This window comes from Bradyrhizobium sp. CCGB01, from assembly GCF_024199795.1.
In the GTDB taxonomy this organism is placed as follows: domain Bacteria; phylum Pseudomonadota; class Alphaproteobacteria; order Rhizobiales; family Xanthobacteraceae; genus Bradyrhizobium.
In genome coordinates, this window is the sequence record NZ_JANADK010000001.1 from 3611385 (window position 1) to 3629503 (window position 18119).

General features: G+C 65.3%; 13 protein-coding genes. 4 read left to right on the plus strand and 9 right to left on the minus strand.

The window, feature by feature from the left end:
• From NLM25_RS16405 to mdlC, 3 genes are read left to right on the plus strand one after another with little or no spacing between them, the layout of a single operon-like run.
• Complete coding sequence (locus NLM25_RS16405; RefSeq protein WP_254117945.1) at nt 1-1326, plus strand: MFS transporter; 1326 nt, start codon at nt 1-3, stop codon at nt 1324-1326.
• A 28-nt stretch (nt 1327-1354) separates the two neighbouring features.
• On the plus strand, nt 1355-2803 hold the full coding sequence (locus NLM25_RS16410; RefSeq protein ID WP_254117946.1) for an aldehyde dehydrogenase: 1449 nt from the start codon (nt 1355-1357) through the stop codon (nt 2801-2803).
• Between the two features lie 36 nt (nt 2804-2839).
• The gene (gene mdlC / locus NLM25_RS16415) at nt 2840-4447 is read left to right on the plus strand and encodes a benzoylformate decarboxylase (RefSeq protein WP_254117947.1); all 1608 of its coding nucleotides are present in this window, start codon (nt 2840-2842) and stop codon (nt 4445-4447) included.
• Here the strand turns inward: mdlC and NLM25_RS16420 are convergent.
• The 3 genes from NLM25_RS16420 to NLM25_RS16430 all read right to left on the minus strand — a co-directional run bounded on the left by NLM25_RS16420 (nt 4444) and on the right by NLM25_RS16430 (nt 8756).
• Nucleotides 4444-5973: a hypothetical protein gene (locus tag NLM25_RS16420; RefSeq protein ID WP_254137646.1), complete on the minus strand. Its 1530-nt coding sequence runs from the start codon at nt 5971-5973 to the stop codon at nt 4444-4446. The two genes, mdlC and NLM25_RS16420, sit on opposite strands and share 4 nt — an antisense overlap.
• Nucleotides 5974-6002: 29 nt before the next feature.
• The gene (locus tag NLM25_RS16425) at nt 6003-7178 is read right to left on the minus strand and encodes a glycosyltransferase family 4 protein (RefSeq protein ID WP_254137647.1); all 1176 of its coding nucleotides are present in this window, start codon (nt 7176-7178) and stop codon (nt 6003-6005) included.
• Nucleotides 7179-7409: 231 nt separating this feature from the next.
• The gene (locus NLM25_RS16430) at nt 7410-8756 is read right to left on the minus strand and encodes a lipopolysaccharide biosynthesis protein (RefSeq protein WP_254137648.1); all 1347 of its coding nucleotides are present in this window, start codon (nt 8754-8756) and stop codon (nt 7410-7412) included.
• Nucleotides 8757-9240: 484 nt separating this feature from the next.
• On the opposite strand from NLM25_RS16430, the gene NLM25_RS16435 reads away from it, so the two are divergent.
• Nucleotides 9241-10458: an NAD(P)/FAD-dependent oxidoreductase gene (locus tag NLM25_RS16435; protein WP_254137649.1), complete on the plus strand. Its 1218-nt coding sequence runs from the start codon at nt 9241-9243 to the stop codon at nt 10456-10458.
• Between the two features lie 28 nt (nt 10459-10486).
• Here the strand turns inward: NLM25_RS16435 and NLM25_RS16440 are convergent, their stop codons facing one another.
• From NLM25_RS16440 to NLM25_RS16465, 6 genes are all read right to left on the minus strand, one after another.
• The gene (locus tag NLM25_RS16440; RefSeq protein ID WP_254137650.1) at nt 10487-11623 is read right to left on the minus strand and encodes a GNAT family N-acetyltransferase; all 1137 of its coding nucleotides are present in this window, start codon (nt 11621-11623) and stop codon (nt 10487-10489) included.
• Between the two features lie 294 nt (nt 11624-11917).
• Entirely contained in the window at nt 11918-13282 is a 1365-nt protein-coding gene (locus NLM25_RS16445; protein ID WP_254137651.1) for a four-carbon acid sugar kinase family protein, read from the minus strand.
• Complete coding sequence (locus tag NLM25_RS16450) at nt 13279-14484, minus strand: ribulose-bisphosphate carboxylase large subunit family protein (protein ID WP_254137652.1); 1206 nt, start codon at nt 14482-14484, stop codon at nt 13279-13281. Before NLM25_RS16450 ends, NLM25_RS16445 begins: the two co-directional genes overlap by 4 nt.
• A 15-nt stretch (nt 14485-14499) precedes the next feature.
• Nucleotides 14500-15039: a VOC family protein gene (locus tag NLM25_RS16455; RefSeq protein ID WP_254117955.1), complete on the minus strand. Its 540-nt coding sequence runs from the start codon at nt 15037-15039 to the stop codon at nt 14500-14502.
• 19 nt (nt 15040-15058) lie between these two features.
• Nucleotides 15059-16948, minus strand: a complete 1890-nt coding sequence (locus NLM25_RS16460) for a TRAP transporter large permease subunit (protein WP_254137653.1) — start codon at nt 16946-16948, stop codon at nt 15059-15061.
• 26 nt (nt 16949-16974) lie between these two features.
• Complete coding sequence (locus NLM25_RS16465; protein ID WP_254137654.1) at nt 16975-17991, minus strand: TRAP transporter substrate-binding protein; 1017 nt, start codon at nt 17989-17991, stop codon at nt 16975-16977.
• Nucleotides 17992-18119 lie beyond the last annotated feature (128 nt).

Here is an 18119-nt window from a genome sequence, read left to right on the forward strand (position 1 = left end):
GTGACGACGAGAACACTGGAGGACTACGACGATCATGCCGCCATCGCCGCCACTGCCGAGCAGACCGCGAGCAGCCGCCGGCGCATCCTGATCGCCGGCACCATCGGCACCGCGATCGAATGGTACGACTTCTTCATCTACGGCCTGATCGCGCCGCTGGTGTTCGATCAGCTGTTCTTTCCGAAGTTCGACCAGCTCACGGCGACCATTGCGGTGTTCGCGACGTTCGCGGTCGGATTTCTGGCGCGTCCGCTCGGTGGGCTCGTGTTCGGTCATTTCGGCGACCGCCTCGGCCGTAAATCCGTCCTCCTGTGCACGCTGCTGATGATGGGCCTTGCGACCATGTCGATCGGCCTGTTGCCGACCTATGCCAGTGCGGGCGTGGCCGCGACCATCGCGCTCGTCGTGCTGCGCTTCCTGCAGGGCTTTGCGCTCGGCGGCGAATCGACCGCGGCGATCCTCATGGCGATCGAGACGGCGCCCGGCCACCGGCGCGGCTTCTCGGCCGCCGTGATCCAGGCCGCAGGGCCCGTCGGCGTCGTGCTTGCATCGTTTGCGGCGCTGGCGATCTCGCGGCTGCCGGAGGCGGACCTGCTGTCATGGGGCTGGCGCGTTCCGTTCCTGATCAGCGCCGTGCTGGTCGCGCTCGGCGTCTACATGCGCCTGCGTATCGAGGAGAGCGCAACATTCCGCGAGGCGGAGGTGACTGATGCCGCGCCGGCGGTCGAAGCCGTGAGGGAGCACTGGCGGCCGATCCTCATCGTCTTCTTCGCCGAGATGGCGCAGACATCCTATTTCTATCTGACGGCCATCTTCACCATCTCCTTTGCGACGCGCCAGCTCGGCGTCCAGAAGGACGTCATCACGCAGGCCGTGCTGTTCGCCAACCTCGTCGGCCTCGTTGCCATGCCGCTAATCGGCGCCTGGTCCGACCGGATCGGACGCAAGCGCCTGTTTCTGGCCGGCGTCGTGCTCGCAGCCATCTCGATGTTCGCGTTCTACGGTGTGGTCGCGACCCGCGACACCTTGCTGGTGACGGGCGCGGTGATCCTCGCCGCGGGGGTGATCCATCCCCTGATGTTCGGCAGCGAAGGCAGCTATTTCCCGGAGCTGTTTCCGACCCGCATTCGCTTCACCGGCGTCTCGATTGGAAAGCAGCTCGGCACGGTGCTCGGCGGCGGCATCGCGCCGCTCGTCGCCACCAGCCTGTTTGCGCAGACGGGATCCACCTACGCGATCACAGGATACTACGTCGTGCTCGCACTCGCGGCGATGATCGCGCTCGGCTTCGCGCGTGAAACCAGCAAATCGCGCCTGCTCGGCTGAGCTTGGCCGCAACATCAGGGAGAGTCTCATGGACGTCGGTCTTCTCATCAACGGGCAGGATCAGGCCGCTTCGACCGGCCAGGTGTTCGAGCGGCGCAATCCGCTGTCGCAGGAGGTCGCGAGCCGCGCAGCCGCCGCGACGGTCTCCGACGCCGACGCCGCGGTGGCGGCGGCGTCCGCCGCGCTTGCCGGATGGTCGGGGCTCGGCCCGAATGCGAGGCGCGCTTTGCTCCTGAAGGCCGCCGATGCGCTCGACGCCAAGCGCGATGCCTTCATCAGGATCATGATGGCCGAGATCGGCACCACAGAGGTCTGGTCGGCCTTCAACGTCAAGCTCGCGGCCGGCATGCTGCGCGAGGCGGCATCGCTGACGACGCAGGTCGCGGGCGAGGTGATCCCGTCAGACAAGCCGGGATGCATCGCCATGTCGGTCCGCCAACCGGCCGGCGTGTGCCTCGGAATCGCGCCGTGGAACGCGCCGATCATTCTCGGCGTCCGCGCGGTGGCGACGCCGCTTGCCTGCGGCAACACGGTGGTGCTGAAGGCATCGGAGATCTGCCCGGGAACGCACCGGCTGATCGGAGAGGTGTTCAAGGACGCAGGCTTTCCGCCCGGCGTCGTGAACGTCGTGACCAATGCGCCGACCGATGCGCCCGCTTTGGTTGAGCGTCTCATCGCCCACCCCGCCGTGCGGCGGATCAATTTCACCGGCTCGACCCGCGTCGGCCGCGTCATTGCCGAGCTCGCCGGACGCCATCTCAAGCCGGTGCTGCTTGAGCTTGGCGGAAAGGCGCCGCTGGTCGTGCTCGACGATGCCGACCTCGACGCCGCGGTCGCGGCCGTGGCGTTCGGCGCCTTCATCAACCAGGGCCAGGTCTGCATGTCGACCGAGCGGGTGATCGTCGACGAGGCGGTGGCCGCGTCCTTTGTCGAGAAGCTTGCGAAGAAGGCGGGCGCGCTTCCGGCCGGCGATCCGCGCTCCGGCCCGGTGGTCGTCGGCTCGATGATCGACGAGGCGCCGGCGAAGCATGTCGTCGCGTTGATCGACGACGCTGTCGGTAAGGGCGCCGTCAAGCTCGCAGGCGGCGAGCGTGCCGGCACGGTCGTCCCGGCAACCGTGCTCGACCGCGTTGTATCAGGCATGCGCATCTACACCGAGGAGAGCTTTGGTCCTGTTGTTTCGGTGATCCGCGCCCGCGGCGTGGACGACGCGGTCCGGCTCGCCAACGACACCGAGTACGGCCTCTCGGCCGCCGTGTTCGGCCGCGACGTCGCGCGTGCGCTGACGGTGGCGCAGCGTATCGAAAGCGGCATCTGCCACGTCAACGGCCCGACCGTGCATGACGAGGCGCAGATGCCGTTCGGCGGCGTGAAGGGATCGGGCTACGGCCGCTTCGGTGGTCAGGCCGGGATCGCCGAGTTCACCGATCTGCGCTGGATCACCATCGAGACGCAGCCTCAGCACTATCCCTTCTGATTGCGCTCGAAGCGAAGCATTCAAGGACAGCGGCCAATGAACTCAAAGATCCTGACGGTTCGGGAAGCGACCCTCGGTGTGCTTCGCTCCTTCGGCGTCGATCGCGTCTTCGGCAATCCCGGCTCGACCGAGCTTGCCTTCCTGGGCGACTGGCCCGATGACATCGACTATGTGCTCGGTTTGCAGGAAGCCTGCGTCGTCGGCATGGCGGACGGCTATGCGCAGGCGACCGGCCGGCCGGCCTTTGTCAATCTGCACTCGGCGGCCGGGCTCGGTCATGCGCTCGGCAATCTCTTCACGGCGTTCCGCAACAAGACGCCGATGGTCGTGACGGCGGGGCAGCAGGCGCGCAGCCTGTTGCGGATGCGGCCCTATCTCTTCGCCGAGGATGCCGCACAGTTTCCAAAGCCCTATGTGAAATGGAGCGCGGAACCGGCGCGCGCCGAGGATGTCCCTGCGGCGATCGCGCAGGCTTTCCTCACCGCCATGCAGCATCCGCGCGGCCCGACATTCGTGTCGGTGCCGTCGGATGATTGGGCGCGGCCGGCCGTCGCTGCGCCGGTCCGCCACATCGCGACCGAGTTTGCACCGGATCCGGCGGCAATCGTTCGACTCGGCGCGGCGATTGGAGCGGCCAAAAGACCTGTTTTCGTTGTCGGGCCCGAGGTTGATCGCAACGGCAGCGTCGACGCCATGGTCGCGGTGGCTGAACGGGTGAGGGCAGCCGTCTGGGCAAGCCCGATGTCGAGCCGTTCGAGCTTTCCCGAATTGCATCCGCAATTCTCAGGCTTCCTTCCGGCCGCGCCGGCAGGGCTCGCCCGCGCGCTGCGCGGCGCCGACCTGATCGTCGTGGTCGGCGCGCCCGTGTTCACCTTCCATGTCGAAGGACAATGCGAGTTGCTCGACGACGGAACGCCGGTCTGGCAGATCACCGACGATCCGACCGAAGCCGCCTCCGCTTCTGTCGGCGACACCATCATCGGCACGCTCCCCAAAGCGCTGGCTGCGCTGCAGTCGGCGCTGCCTGACGTCGCGGAGCGCGAGGTGCCGGCCGCGCGCGCCCGGCCTGCGGCTCCTGCCGCGCAAAATCCGATTCCGCCGGCGTTTGCACTGAGCCGGTTGTCGGCGCTGATGCCGCGCGATGCGATCGTGGTCGAGGAGGCGCCGTCGCATCGTCCGGCCATTCAGCAATTCCTGCCGCGGCCGGGCGCCGACAGTTTCTACACGATGGCGAGTGGCGGGCTTGGTTACAGCCTGCCAGCCGCAATCGGCGTGGCCCTGGCACGGCCCGGCCGCCGTATCGTCGCGCTGATCGGGGACGGATCGGCGATGTACTGCATCCAGGCGATCTGGACCGCGGCGCAACGCGGTCTGCCGATCACCTTCGTGATCATGAACAATTCGGGCTACGGCGCGATGCGCGCCTTCAGCCAGCTCATGCAGGCGCACCGCCCGCCCGGAATCGATCTGCCCGGGCTCGACTTCGTCGCGCTCGCCAGGGGGATGGGGTGCCCGGGGCGGCGGGTCACCGACGCCGGCGATGTCGACCGCATCCTGAGCGAAGCGTTGGATTCACGCGGTCCTGCGCTGGTCGATATCGCAGTCGACGACGCCACGACGGACCTGTTCAGTCATCCGCGTTAGCACGCGGTGCGGGGACTGGTTCGCGGGGACAAGACGACTGATGGCAGCCTGCTTGCGAAGACGCTGGTCTTGGGTTGAACACGCGATCCGTCAATCACCTCGAGCCGGCCACAGCGGTTCAAGGTGTGCAGCTTCCTGCCGGACCATGCCGGTCCGGGCTTCAGGGAGTGGCGGACGACCTGCTTGAACGTCGTCGGAGACAGTTCGACCACCTCAGCGAGGCCGAGCGCAGCGCCATATCCGTTGGCGCAATCCTGCACCGGCCGCCACAATTTGCCATTGATGGTGACGAAATTCCCCGCCGGTCGCGTGCTCGCGCGATCGATCAGCACCGGGTTGCTGGCATGAGGTAACCAGGGGCCGAGCAGGTGCTCGGCGTAATAGATCGCCAGCGAATCCGAATAGCCGCCGGTTCCGTCTCGCCAGGCTCCGAACAGATAGTTCAGACCGTTGTGCCGCGTGATCGTCGCATCGGCGAGCTCGAGGCCTGACAGCAGCGTCGCGTGCCGCTCCCATTTGTCCGGAAAGCGAACGCATTTGTAGAGGGCGACGTCTCCATTGAGTGAGCTCTCCGGGATCATCCACAGCTCGCCATCGTCCTCGATCAGGAACGGATAGGACAGGTGCCAGGGCTCCTCCAGCACGGGCACGACGTCGCCGACCGGGCCGGCGTCGCCGAACTCGACCGCCGAGATGATGCCTTTTCCAACCCGGTGATCGAGATCTTCGAAGAAGAGGAATGTGCGTCCCCGCCATGTGATCGGGAAAGGGTCGGCATAGAAGTGGTTTCCGGGATCGCCGAGGACGTTCCAGTTGGGCCCGGAGAGATCGCCGGTCTGCCACACGCCCGCGCCATCATTGAAGCGCCATCCGACATGCCAATGCGGGGCATAGCAGCAGAGGCGGTAGATCTCCTTGGCTATCGACACCGCGAGGCCGCGCACGGCATAGGCCGCCGGCTGCTTGCCGTTGCCGGTGCGGGCGGGACGCGCCAGCTGCGGCACGATGCGCGGCCGTCCCGACAGGATGGCCGCCACCATGGTCAGGGTTCGCGCCATGACCGTATCGAGCCCGCCGCTCAAGCCGGCTGCGATTTCGCTTGAGGGGTGGCCGCGATCGAGCACTGTGCCGTCGACCTCGTTGACGATCTCGATCACGGGCAGGTCGCCGGCGAGAACTGCGGCGAGTACGGCGTTTTCCCCTGCGACACCGTTGAACAACGGGCGGAGATACAGCTGGGCCGAACAGTTCGGATCGCGCGCGGCGCCGGTAAAATCGACGATCACGTCGGCGGTCCCGATGTGCGCCGATTCCGGGATGATCTTCAGCCTGTCGGCGCCGCTGGGTTTGCCCTTGTGCAGCACCACGTGCTCGAGCCCGAACAGCGCGTCGAGACCTGCGGGCCGCGGCTCCGTCGCTGCGGTCCATGCGATTTGGACCGGAACGTCGCGGCCGTCGATCGACAGCGTCTGGCGGTGCATCCACCGCCGCGCATAGTCACGTTCGCAGCGAAACTCGATGATCATGTCGAGCCACCCTATTCCGGCGCATCGGGTCAGATGACCTGGTTGAGGATTTGAACGTATTCCTCAACCATCGCATCGACCGAATAGCGCAACCTCAGGCCTTTGGCGTTCCGTTGCAGTTCGTCGCTCAGTGTCTGGTCGGTCAGGAGCCTGGAGACGGCCGCCGACAGCTTCGCCTGGTCCGAAGCATCGACAAAGAGGGCGGTGGGCTTTCCTTCGAAGGACAGCACCTCGCGCAGCACGGGAAGATCCGTGACGACGGAGGGGACGCCGGCGTTGGCGGCTTCGACGGCGGCGAGGCCAAAGGTTTCGGCCTGCGTCGGAAACACGAAAATATCGAGACAGGCGAGAAAGTCCGCGATCTGCCGCGGGGCGATTTCGCCGAGCAGATGCAATCGGTCCGAAACCTTCAGCTCGTCGGCGAGCAGCCTCAGCCGCGCCTCGTCGGCGCCCTGGCCGGCGAGTGCAAGGTGCCAGGATGGCTCATCCGGCAGGAGGCGTATCGCCGCATCGAGCCGCTTGTGCGGGTGCAGCCGCGCCGCGCAGCCGAGCAGGACGCGGTCCGGCGGCAGGTCGAACTTCTGTCGTGCGGCGCTCTTCGGCAGGATGAGTGCCTTGTCTTCGAAGCCGTGCGGGACATGCACCATGCGCGATCGATAGGCCCGGGGGTAGCCCGAATACTCGCGCTCCATGTCCTGCGAGTTGAGCGTGATGCGGTCGAAGAAGCCGAGGCTGCCCATGACGATGTCGGCCGTGCGAACCGGCCAGCTCATCGACAGCGCGGATGACACCTGATTGGCGACGACGGGCGCGCGGGTGACGAGGCGCGATACGCCCGCGCCGATGACGTTGCCGAAATGCTGGAATGTCAGGACCGCATCGGGCCTGGTGGTCCTGATATGACCGCCGAGCGTCCACAGCATCCGCAGCAGCGCCACTGGATTTCCCGGCCGGCTGGAGGCGCAGTAGAACGTCTCAGGCGGCTCGTCGAACGAGTCGGATTTGCGGAAGAAGAACAGGTTGGAGACGCGATGGCCGCGGGCGGTCAGGCCGGTGCCGAGCAGCCTGGATATTTCCTGCGCGCCCGCGTTCTCGGCCTGGGTTTGGACGAGAAGCACGTGCAGCTTTCGTCCGCTGCCGTCCGGGCGCACGAGTGCTGCCGCGGTGGTCTCGCCCAATTCCCTGTTCGGCTGGTAGTGCAGCACGGATCCCGACCCGCTAAAGAAACGAAATCTTCACCTTCTTGATCCCGTACCTATCATGCAGGCGTCGGGCAGACATCGACTAGAAACAAACGGAGTTAATGCGAGACCCGCGGATCAGCATCGTTCGCACCGAATTCCGCGGGTTCCTGGAGGGTGCGCAGCGAGCGCGTTAACCAACAGGCACACGCGCAAAAGACGCGGATGAGACCAGGCGGACGACGCGATGGACGTCTATTCGGCCGAGTCAGCGCCGCGGACCGCATAGCTGCCGCGCTTCCACGCCGAGAAACGCAAGAGCACGAGAACCGAAGGATCGACCCCAGTTCGCCGGCGGCACAAAATATTGAGCGCGATGGTCGTGAGCGCCAGCGACACGGTGGCCGCAATCGCAGCACCAAGCACGCCGAGCCAGGGGATCAGGACGAGGAAGCCGACCAGCCGCAGCGCGACGTTCGCGGCAACGACGGGGACATAGATGCGTTCATGGCCGGTCAGCTGGAGGATCGCCGCCGATGGACCGCCCGCGGCCTGGATGGCCGTTCCGATCGCCAGCACGATCAGGACCGAGTGCTGCGCGGTGAAATGAGGTCCGAACAGGTTGAGAAGATAGGGGCCGCCAATCCAGATCAGGGCGAGCCCGGCGACCACGCTCAGCGCGGTCACTTCCGCCATGAGCTGCAATGTCCGCTCGAATTCCCGGTGGTTCTTGCTGAAGTACAGCGCAGGAAGCCGCCGCGCCGCGAACGTGTACAGCGCGGCGGACAGCATGGCGAAGATGTTGGCGAGGCGCGAGGCGGCAAAGTAGATTCCGGCGGTCGTCGGATCCAGCATCCAGTAGACCAGAATGACGTCGAAATACTGGTTCGCGACTTCGAGGATGGATGCGAGCCAGAAATGAAGCGCGCTGGATCGCCAGCGTGACGTTTCGGAGCGCGCCGCCGTCGCGCGCAAATCCGGCAGCGCCCGCGCAATCGCAATGACCTGCGCGATCAGGCCCACCGACATCGCGATCGTCATCGCGGCGATCAACTCGGCTGGGTCGAGCTGCCTGTGACCGAACAACATGGCGAGCAGAAACAGGACGACGATGACCCGCCAGAAGAACTCGCGATTGCCTTCGCCCATGAGAATGCTGACCAGCGAGCGTGCGATCTGGCTGCCGAGCATCAGTCCGGCGCTCACGGCCGTGTAGGCCGAGACCGCGAGGATCAGCAGCCACCAATCGCCCCTGAAGTGAGCGACCAGCGCGACCGCTGCGATCGCGATCAGCATCGCGACGGAGCTGATCTTGAAGCTCGAGAGAAGGACACCCTTGGTGAGGTCCGGCCTGTCGTCGACCTGATACTCGTTCAGGAATCGCACCAGCAGCGCTTCCTGGCCGACCAGTCCCACGACTGCTGCGATCTGGGCAACCGAAAGCCAGGTCGCGAAGATGCCGAATCCATCGGGCGACATCGTCCGAGCCGCCAGCGAGAACAACGCAAACGCGAGCGCGCCGCTGCCAACCTTGAGGAGGATGGTCCCGACGACGCCGCGCGTGACGTCACGCCGCAGAAGCTGAACAATGGAATCGATCATCGACGATACGGGGCGTTCCCCGAAGATACGCGTTGCAATGGCGGCGGGAGCCTAGCATGCCGGAAAATCGCGAGTGTTAATGCGCGGTCTCGGGATTCCGCCGTCCATGGTCGACGAAGGTCGTACGCCGCTGCTTCACGGCGGAACAGCTGCGTCCCCGGTGTCCCGGATTGAGCAAACGTCGGCTCGGTCGAAAAGCGGCGTGATGTCGCGCTGGCACGCGATAAGAGGCGGAGCCAGCCGGCTGGCGGCTGTTCGAGCATCGGAATGGCTTCTCAGGAATGAATTTGAACTGTCGATCTGACGAGAGAGCTGAATTTCGAGCTCATTCCAGAGCAAGGCGCGTGCCGGGATGTCGTCCGGCCAATCAAGGCTCCCGTCATTAACCTCAATCGCCGGAATCGATCGCGTTTGGCCCTGCGATACGACATCAGGCGAGGGAATTGCAGATGGAACCACCGTTAACCGTGGGAGCCCAGAAACCATGACGACGGATAGCACCGTGACCGAGCCGATCGATACCGCCGGGACTGCGGCTGTAGACATCGCGATCGTCGGCGGAGGCCTTGCGGGATCGCTTGCTGCAGCCGTGCTTGCGCGGGCAGGGCATCGCGTCGCGCTTGTCGACAAACGCGCGGTGCATCCGGACGAATTCCGTGTCGAGAAACTCGGCGGCCAGCAGCTCGAGATGTTCCGCAAGCTGGGCTTTCTCAACGCGCTCGAGAACGTCGCCTGCCGGTATGATCGGGTGCTCAATATCCGGGAAGGCAAGGTGGTCGATGTCAGCGTCGGCCAGTCTTACGGATTTTCCTACGCCAATCTCGTTGCCATGGCGCGCGGCCAGCTGCCAGACCCCTCCAATCTGATCGTCGACGAAGTCACGGCAATCAGCCCCAGCGACGATATCCAGCATATCGAGCTTGCCTCCGGACGGCGCCTCGACGCGCGCCTCGTCGTTCTCGCCACCGGCATGGCGGGCGCTCTCAGCTACAAGCTCGGCATCAAGCGGCGCGTGTTGGCCGAACGCCACTCGGTGTCGTTCGGCTTCACGATCGCCCGCAAGGACGGCGCACCGTTCGATTTCGAGGCGTTGACCTGCTACGGCGAGCGCACGGCTGACGGTATCGACTATCTCAGCCTGTTTCCCGTGCATGCAGGCATGCGGGCAAACCTCTTCATGTTCCGCGACCCGACCGATCCGATCATGCGCGAACTGCGCCGCGAACCGGAGGCGACGGTGTTGCGCCTGCTGCCGGGATTGCGGCCCTACCTCGGCGACTTCCACGTCACCGACAAGGTGCAGAACTGGGTGATGGACCTGACCGTGGTGGAAGGACATCTGCAACCCGGAATCGTGCTGATCGGCGATGCGTTCCAGACCAACTGTCCTGCGGCCGGCACGGGCGTCGCCCGCCTGCTGGTGGACGTCGATCGTCTCTGCACCGAGCACGCGCCGCGCTGGCTTGCGACTGCGGGCATGGGCACCGAGAAGATAGCGCAGTTCTATTCCGATCCCGAAAAGCTCGCGGCAGACCAGCGCTCGCTGAAAATGGCGCGCTTCCGTCAGGCCCTGACCTCGCGCAACGATATCGGATGGGACGTGCGGCGCCGCCTGCACTTCCTGCGGCGCAGTCTCACGCATCGCCTCGATCAGATGCATCCAGGCTGGCTCGGGCGCGTCCGCGGCGCGCTGCGCGCCTGAATTCTGCGTCCCATCGCCTGCGCATCGATCAGCGCGTAGGCGTCGGAGTGCGCGCGGGCAGCAGCCTGAAATCCGAGAGCCGCTTGACCGCCTGCTTGAGCCAGGGGGCCTGCTTCAGTGCGAACAGGCTGACGGCGCCCGCAGTGCTGCCGGCCTGCGTCACCATCCACATCGGCGACGGCTGTCCGCCGAACAGTTTCTTGTACGGTTCGTCGCCAATGGTGAAGTCGAGCATGCGATCGCCGCGCTCGATGCAGTCCTTTGCGACCTGCTCGAACATCAGCGAGCCCAGGGACTGGCTCTTGTACCCGGCAATGTCGAAGGCGCTCATGATGACGAGGAAGCTGCCGCGATGGCTGAGGCCCAGCACGGCCGCGATCACGTTGCCGTCCATCTTCATGGCATAGAGCCGGACAAACGACCCGAGACCGCGCATCGCCACGTCGGAATAGAAGCCGTAATACTCGGGGCGCTGGAGCAGATCGCCATCGCCCTGGGCCTGAAACCGCGGGCCGCGATATTGCTTCATCGCGTCCATCGCCTCGGAGATGGAGGCGCTGTCGTCGCAGCAGAAGAAGCTCAATGCTCCCTTCTTCTGGAGCTGACGAGATTTCTTGGCGAGCTCCTTCTGATAGGAGCGATCCAGCGCGCTGGCACGCCATTGCTCGAACGGGGCGACGAGAACGGTCGCGTAGGCGTTCGTATCCATCGACACCCGGCGCGGCGCGCCCAGGAGGCTTTCGATCGGAAGCCGTCCGTCGGGCAGCTTGGTCATGCGGAGCAGATCGAACGGACGGACGAGGCGCCGGATCTCGCCGCAGGCGCGTTCGTCCTCCAGCAGGCTGGAAAACACCTCGGGGCTACAGATCGGCGCAAGATAGTCGGATACACGCAGATCGGCGAATTCGATGGTGCGGATCGGGCCGCGCCGGATCCGGAGCAGGGGCAGCACCATCGCCAGCGCACCGCTCGCGCGGTGCCGGACCACGACGACCAGCGGCCTGGCGCCGGCATGGGAGGCGAGCTTGGCGTAGAGACTATCCAGCCAGAGCGGGTGCTGAAACGCAGTCGCGGCAGAGCTGTCGAACAGCTCCGCGTACTCCGGAGACAGAAAGTCGAAATCCTGCTCGATGGCGATATCGAATGTGTCGCTTGGCTTGTTCATGCGTGACCAGGGAAACCAGATAACCCGGAAAAAGTCGGTCGAGCCGGATCTCGCGCTTTTATAGCAGGGTCGTGACGGCCAACGCACCGGCTGGGTGCAATTTGCATTAACGCGATTGAAGCAGATTTGTATCGTTACCGAATTGTTAAACGCGGCGATCGTTCGGTCCCGGGGCCCCAATCCGCGCTTTCAAATGATTAACGCGGATGGGGCTCGGGGACGATAACGCAAGCTTGATCCGGATTGAGCCTGCGGGCGCGAGACCGGCCGTTGGCCTTTGCGAGGCTGCCTGTGTTATCCGCCGTCTCGCGCACGGCAGAATAGATCAACGCCGCCCACCTGTCCGCCCTTCAGCGCGATCTCGATGTTCGCATGCGCGCGATCCGAGGACGCGCGGTTGAGCGGCGCGCCTTCCGCGAGGGGAGCTATCGCCGTCAGCGCGTAGATGCCCATCGCCTGCAACGCATGGCCGGATGTGTCGCCGCCCGCGACCACGGCGCGCGGGAGCCGCGCGGTGTCCAGAATGGCGTCCAGTGCCTGGCCGAGCCCGGCGCCGATGCGCTCGTTCACTTCGCCTGCGGTTGCGCCGCTCGCCTTGATGGCCGCGTTGAGGGCATCGATCGCGGGATCGTCGGGGCCGCTTGCGGTGACCAGCAATGCATCGCGTCCCGACGAAAGCGCGGCGAGCGCACGCTCGACGGCACGGCCGATTTCCTGAGCCCATTCCGCCGCGTCGACGGCGCGCGTCGCATCGAGCCGCTCGACATCGAAGCCGTTGTTCGCGGCATAAGCGATCTGCGCGGCGGTGACGGGTGAGCAGGAGCCAGAGACGCAAGCAATCCGTTCGACGCCTGCAAGACGTAGATCGCACTTGCTGTCGGGGATCAGGCCTGTTGAACGCCAATAGGCGACCAGGGCCTGCTCGACTCCTTGAGAGCCCGCGACAAACAGCCGTTCGCCGCGATGTTCCCAGATCAGGCGGCCGGCTTCGATCAGCGAAGGCTGGTCGAGCACGTCGAGCGAGATGATCTCGGTGCCGGCGGCCTTCGCGCGCGCGAGCGCCTGATCTGCACCGCCATTGCCCATGGTGACGAAGTCGATCAGCCCGATCGATCGTGCGGTCTGCTTTGCGAGATGCCGGCCGAGATCGGATTCGTCCATCGGCGTCACCGGATGACGCGACATGGTCGGGTGCCGGTCGAGGCGACGGCCGACGCCGTTCACGGTCGCGAACAAATGGCCGAACATCTGGTAGCGGCCCATGGCCGGCGATCCCACGAGGAGCGGATGCCAGCTGCCACCGAGCCGCGGCACCGCGAGATCGATCGCACGCCCGATCGAGCCGACATGCGGCGCGGAGTCGAAGGTCGAGCACACCTTGTAATGCGCGATCGGCGCGCCGATGCCGGCGAGCACGTCGAAGGCCGGCGGAAGGTGTTGCTCCATCCAGGCAGGATCCTTCGCGCGTGCCGTTCCGGCAATGCCGATGCCACGGAAGTGGCTGGCGGACGCGAGGCGTTCGGGCGTCGGAGGCTCGAGGAACAGGATGGTCGGCAGGCCCGCGAAGGTGAGGGCCTCCATCGCCGCGGACGAGCCGGTGTAATCGTCGCCGTAGAAGGCAACGAGTGGACCGTCAGGCAGGACGGAGGCGCCGCTCATGGCGTGCCTGCGATCGCGGCGTCCCACGCTGCGCGCAAATCGGCGACGCCTGCGGCAGGTCCATCGGGATGGGCGAGAATGCCGCCGCCGGCTGCGAAGATGAGATCGGTCGAGCCGAGCGCCCGCCAGGTAGGTAGGGCCTGTGCCGGCGTCTGGCCCGACGAGAACACCGGCATCGCGATGCAAGGCTTGTGCGCGAACATCGGCGTCAGAGCGGCCTTGGCGGACGCGACCACGCTGTCATCGGTCTCGCTGAACTTGTTGCCGATGCCGTTGACATGCATGTGGTCGGCGCCGGCCAGCCGCCAGATCTTGTGCCACGCCGTGTAGTCCCAGCCGAGCGCGGGATGACGGTTGAGCGCGCCCCAGCCGTTGCGATGCGCATGAATGGGGAGTTGCGTGTGGCGGCCGAGCTCGACCATGCCGGTGAGTCCGACCGAGTTGATGCTCGCCATCACGCAGGTGCCGCCCTCGCTGAGCACCAGATCGTGGCGTCGGCGCATCTGGTCGATCTCGCCGGTCAGGTTGAAGGCGATCATGACTTTCTTGCCGGTTCGGTCGGCGTGGTCGTTGACGACGCGCATCACCGCGCGCACGCGCTCGTCGAACGGACAATAGGCGCCGTCCGATTGCAGCTCGTCATCCTTGATGAAGTCGATGCCGGCCTCGCACAGCGTGGCGACCAGATTGGCCGTCTCGGCCGGGCTGAGCCCGATGCTCGGCTTGATGATGGTGCCGATCAGCGGACGTCCGGTGACACTGGTGAGCTCGCGCGTCCCGGCAACGCCGAATTTCGGTCCGGGATAGGCGGCTGCGTATGCGAGCGGCAGCCGCAGGTCGAGCAGCCGCAGGCCGGTCAGCTGGCGCAATTCCCAGAGATTGCCGGCGATCGCCGTGACGAGATTGGGCAGCGATGCGCCGATATTGTCGAGCGGCCACGACAGGGTGACGCGCGCGCGCTGCCACGGACCGTCAGGGTTGATCGGACGAGCGACCGGGAGTGACTGCACCGTTACTGGGTCGAGCAGCTCGAGGCTCTCGACGCGGGCAGCCGCACGCGCCTTCAGCTCCGGCGTCTCGCCGGGCACGGCGACGAACGTTCCGCTCGACTGCTCGCCCGCCATGGTTTCCGCGGCATGCCGCGGATCATCAGGCGTTTCGATCAGATAGTCGGCTTCGATGCGAACAGGATTTGCCGTCACGGGATCGCCGACAATCTAGAGCTTGGTGAGATCGGGGAAGGGCCGCACGGGGTCGCGCCCGTCCCAGTCCTTGGCGGCTGCGCGGATCAGGTCGAACATCTTGCCCTTGGGCCCCGCGACTTCAGACAATTCGATCACCGTTCCCGGATGATATTCCGTATCGAAATAGACGAAACGCCCGCGCGCGCCGACTTCGCCGCTCATGACCGGCTTGAAACCCTCGGCCTCGAGGCGGGAGAGATCGGCGTCGTAATCTTCGGTCCAGTAAGCGACGTGTTGCAAGCCCTTGTTTCCCGCTTTCAGGAAATCGGCGTACATCGACGGCACGTCGTTGCGGATCTGGATCAGCTCCATTTGCAGCGGTCCCGAATTCGCCAATGCCACCGAATTGTGCGGCTCGTAGGCCTTGCCGCGGTAATGGTAGTTCACGATCGGAACGCGCGGATTGTAGAACCACGGCCCGATGCCGAGTTCGCGGCTCCAATAGTCCATGGCCTTTTCGATGTCGTCAACGACGTAACCGGCTTGCCGGATCTCGCCAAAAAAACGGCTCATTGCATGATTCCCATTGTCTTCAGAATTTGAGGAAGCCGATCGACAGCCACGGAACGGCTGCGACGATGGCGAGGCCGATAAAGAGCGCGGCGACATAGCCCCAGATGTGCTTGAGGCCTTCGTCCGGTGATATCTTGCTGATGGCGCAGGCGCCGTAATAGCCGACGCCGAAGGGCGGCGCGAACAGGCCGATGCCCATCGCCAGGATCACGACCATCGCATAGTGCACTTCATGCACGCCGGCCTGCTTGGCGATCGGAAACAGCAATGGGCCGAACAACACGATGGCCGGAATGCCTTCGAGCACGCTGCCGAGCACGACGAAAGCAACGATGGAAATCGCGAGGAAGCCGTAGGAGCCGCCCGGGATCGCTGCCATCGCCTTCGCCAGTTGCTGCGAGAAGCCGGATTGCGTCAGGCCCCAGGCCATCGCCGTGGCGCAGCCGATGATGAAGATGATCGCGCCCGTCAGGGACGCCGTCTCGACCAGCATGGCTTTCAGCCGCCGCCAGGGAAACTGGCGGTAGACCAGAAGGCCCATCAGCACCGCGTAGGCGATGCCGATGGTCGAAACCTCCGTGGCGGTGGCAACACCTTCGACCACCGCCGTGCGGATCACGAAGGGCAGCAGGATGGCGGGCAGGGCGACCATCATGAGTTTTGCGATCTCGCGCTTCGAGGCGCGCCGCACGTGGCTCAGATCCTCGTGCCGGTAGCGATGCCAGACGACCACGCAGAGCGCCGTGCCGACGACCAGGGCCGGCAGCAGCCCGCCCGTGAACAGCGCGGCAATCGAGACACCTGTCACGGAGCCGATGGTGATCAGCACGATGCTCGGCGGAATGGTCTCGGTCTGCGCGCCGGTGGCCGACAGCAGCGCGACGAGGTCGCCGGGCTTGGCGCCGCGTCGCTGCATCTCCGGCAGCAGCACCGGGGCGATCGCAGCCATGTCGGCGATCTTCGAGCCGGAGATACCGGAGACCAGGTACATGGCGCCGATCAGCACATAGGACAGCCCGCCCCTGACATGCCCGAGCAGGCTCGCCAGGAACTGGATCATGGCCCGCGCCATGCCGGTCATCTCGATCAGTGCGCCGAGGAAAATGAACAGCGGCACCGCGAGCAGGATCAAATGCGACATCCCTTCATCGAGACGGCCGACCATCACCATCATCGGAACGCTCGTGGTCAGCGCCAGGTAGCCGAAGGTCGCGAGCGCAAAGGAGAAGGCGATCGGCACGCCGGCGAACACGTTGGCTGCGACGACGCCGACGAAGAAGATGATGAGGTTGTAGCGTCCGAGCGGGGCGAGAAGCGGTCCGGCAAGCCAGAATGCGGCAATCAGGATCGCGGCGGTGATGAAAGCCGCGGCGATCAGCGCGGGGCGGTGATGCGTCGCGAGCCGGATCGCGGCGACGACGGTCATCAGCGTCATCCCGACGGGAATTGCGGCTGCGCGCCAGGCATTGCTGATCTCCAGCGCCGGGGTGACGATGATTTGCTCCTCGCTCGCATAGTCGAAGGCGGGATGCAGGATCAGCGCCAGCAAGGCCAGCGGCGCCACGGCTGCGATCGCGTCGAGAAAGGCGCGCACGCCCGGGCCGACATGGCTGACGAGCCCGGTCATGCGCATATGCTCGCCCCGGCGCAGCGCGATCACCGCGCCCAGCATCGAGAGCCAGAGAAACAGGATCGAGGCCAGCTCGTCCGACCAGATCAGCGGGTTGTGGAAGACGTAGCGCATGACGACGCCGGCGAGCATGATGCCGATTTCGGCCAGCACGAGGCCGGCCGCGACGGTCTCGACCACCGCACCGAGCCAGCGGTCGACGGTGCCGAAGGCGCTCGCTGACCTACGGGAGCCCGCATTGGAGGCAGGGTGCGCGGCCGCCTCCAGATAGTCCGTCATCTGATGTTCGGCGATTGTCATCGCGCTCAGGCCAGCTTGCCGACGGCGCCTTCGAGCAGCGCCCAGGTCTCGTCGCCGAAGCGGCCCTTCCATTCGCCGTAGAAGCCGCCGTCGCGCAGCTTTGCGCGGAACGAGTCGGGCGAAGGCTTTGTGAAGTTCATTCCCTTGCTCTGGAGATCGGCTTGCACCGTCGCATTGAACGCCTTGATGTCCTCGCGCTGCTTCACGCCGGCGTCGTTGATGGCGTTGCTGACGATGGTCCTGAGATCGGCGGGAAGGGCGTTGAAGGCGCGGGCGTTGGCGATGAACCAGAAGCCGTCCCAGATGTGGTTACTGATGGCGCAGTATTTCTGCACCTCGTAGAGCTTCGCCACCTGGATGATCGGCAGCGGATTTTCCTGCGCGTCCACAATACGGGTCTGGAGCGACGAATAGACCTCGCTGAATTGCAGGCTGGTCGGCGAGGACGACAGCGCCTTGAACATGGAGATGCTGAGCGGGCTCACGGGCACGCGGATCTTGAGCCCGTCCATGTCCTTGGCGCTCTCGATCGGCTTGGCGCCGCTGGTGATCTGGCGGAAGCCGTTGTCCCACATCTTCTCGAACGTATGGAGGCCGACCTTGGCCATGGCGGCACGGACATGCGCGCCAAGCCCGCCGTCCAACGCTTTCCAGACCTGATCGTAATCGGCAAATGCAAAGCCGACCGCGTTGATCGCGGCGACGGGCACCAGGGTCGCGACCACGAGCGCGGAGGGCGTGAAGAAGTTCAGCGCGCCGCTGCGCACCTGGGCGAGCATGTCGGTGTCGCCGCCGAGCTGGTTGTTGGGGAAGATGACGATCTCGACCCGGCCATTGCTTTCCTTGGCGATGCGGTCGGCGGCTTCCTGGGCGCGGATGTTGAGGGGATGCGTCAGCGGCAGGTTGTTGCCGTATTTCAGCGAAAACTCGGCCGCCCGGGCCGGGCGGGAGAGGCCGCCGATAAGACCCGCCGCGGAAAGGGCGGACAGGGCTTGCAGGGCGCGCCGGCGGGTCAGGGGCATGGGCTTCTCCTCCAATGACGATTTGATGTTATTTGATGTTTCTGAGACAATGTTGGTGCGAAAATTGCGGCTTCGCGCTACGGTGTCAAACGATAATGATGATGGTTTTTGATGTATCTGACGTTTGG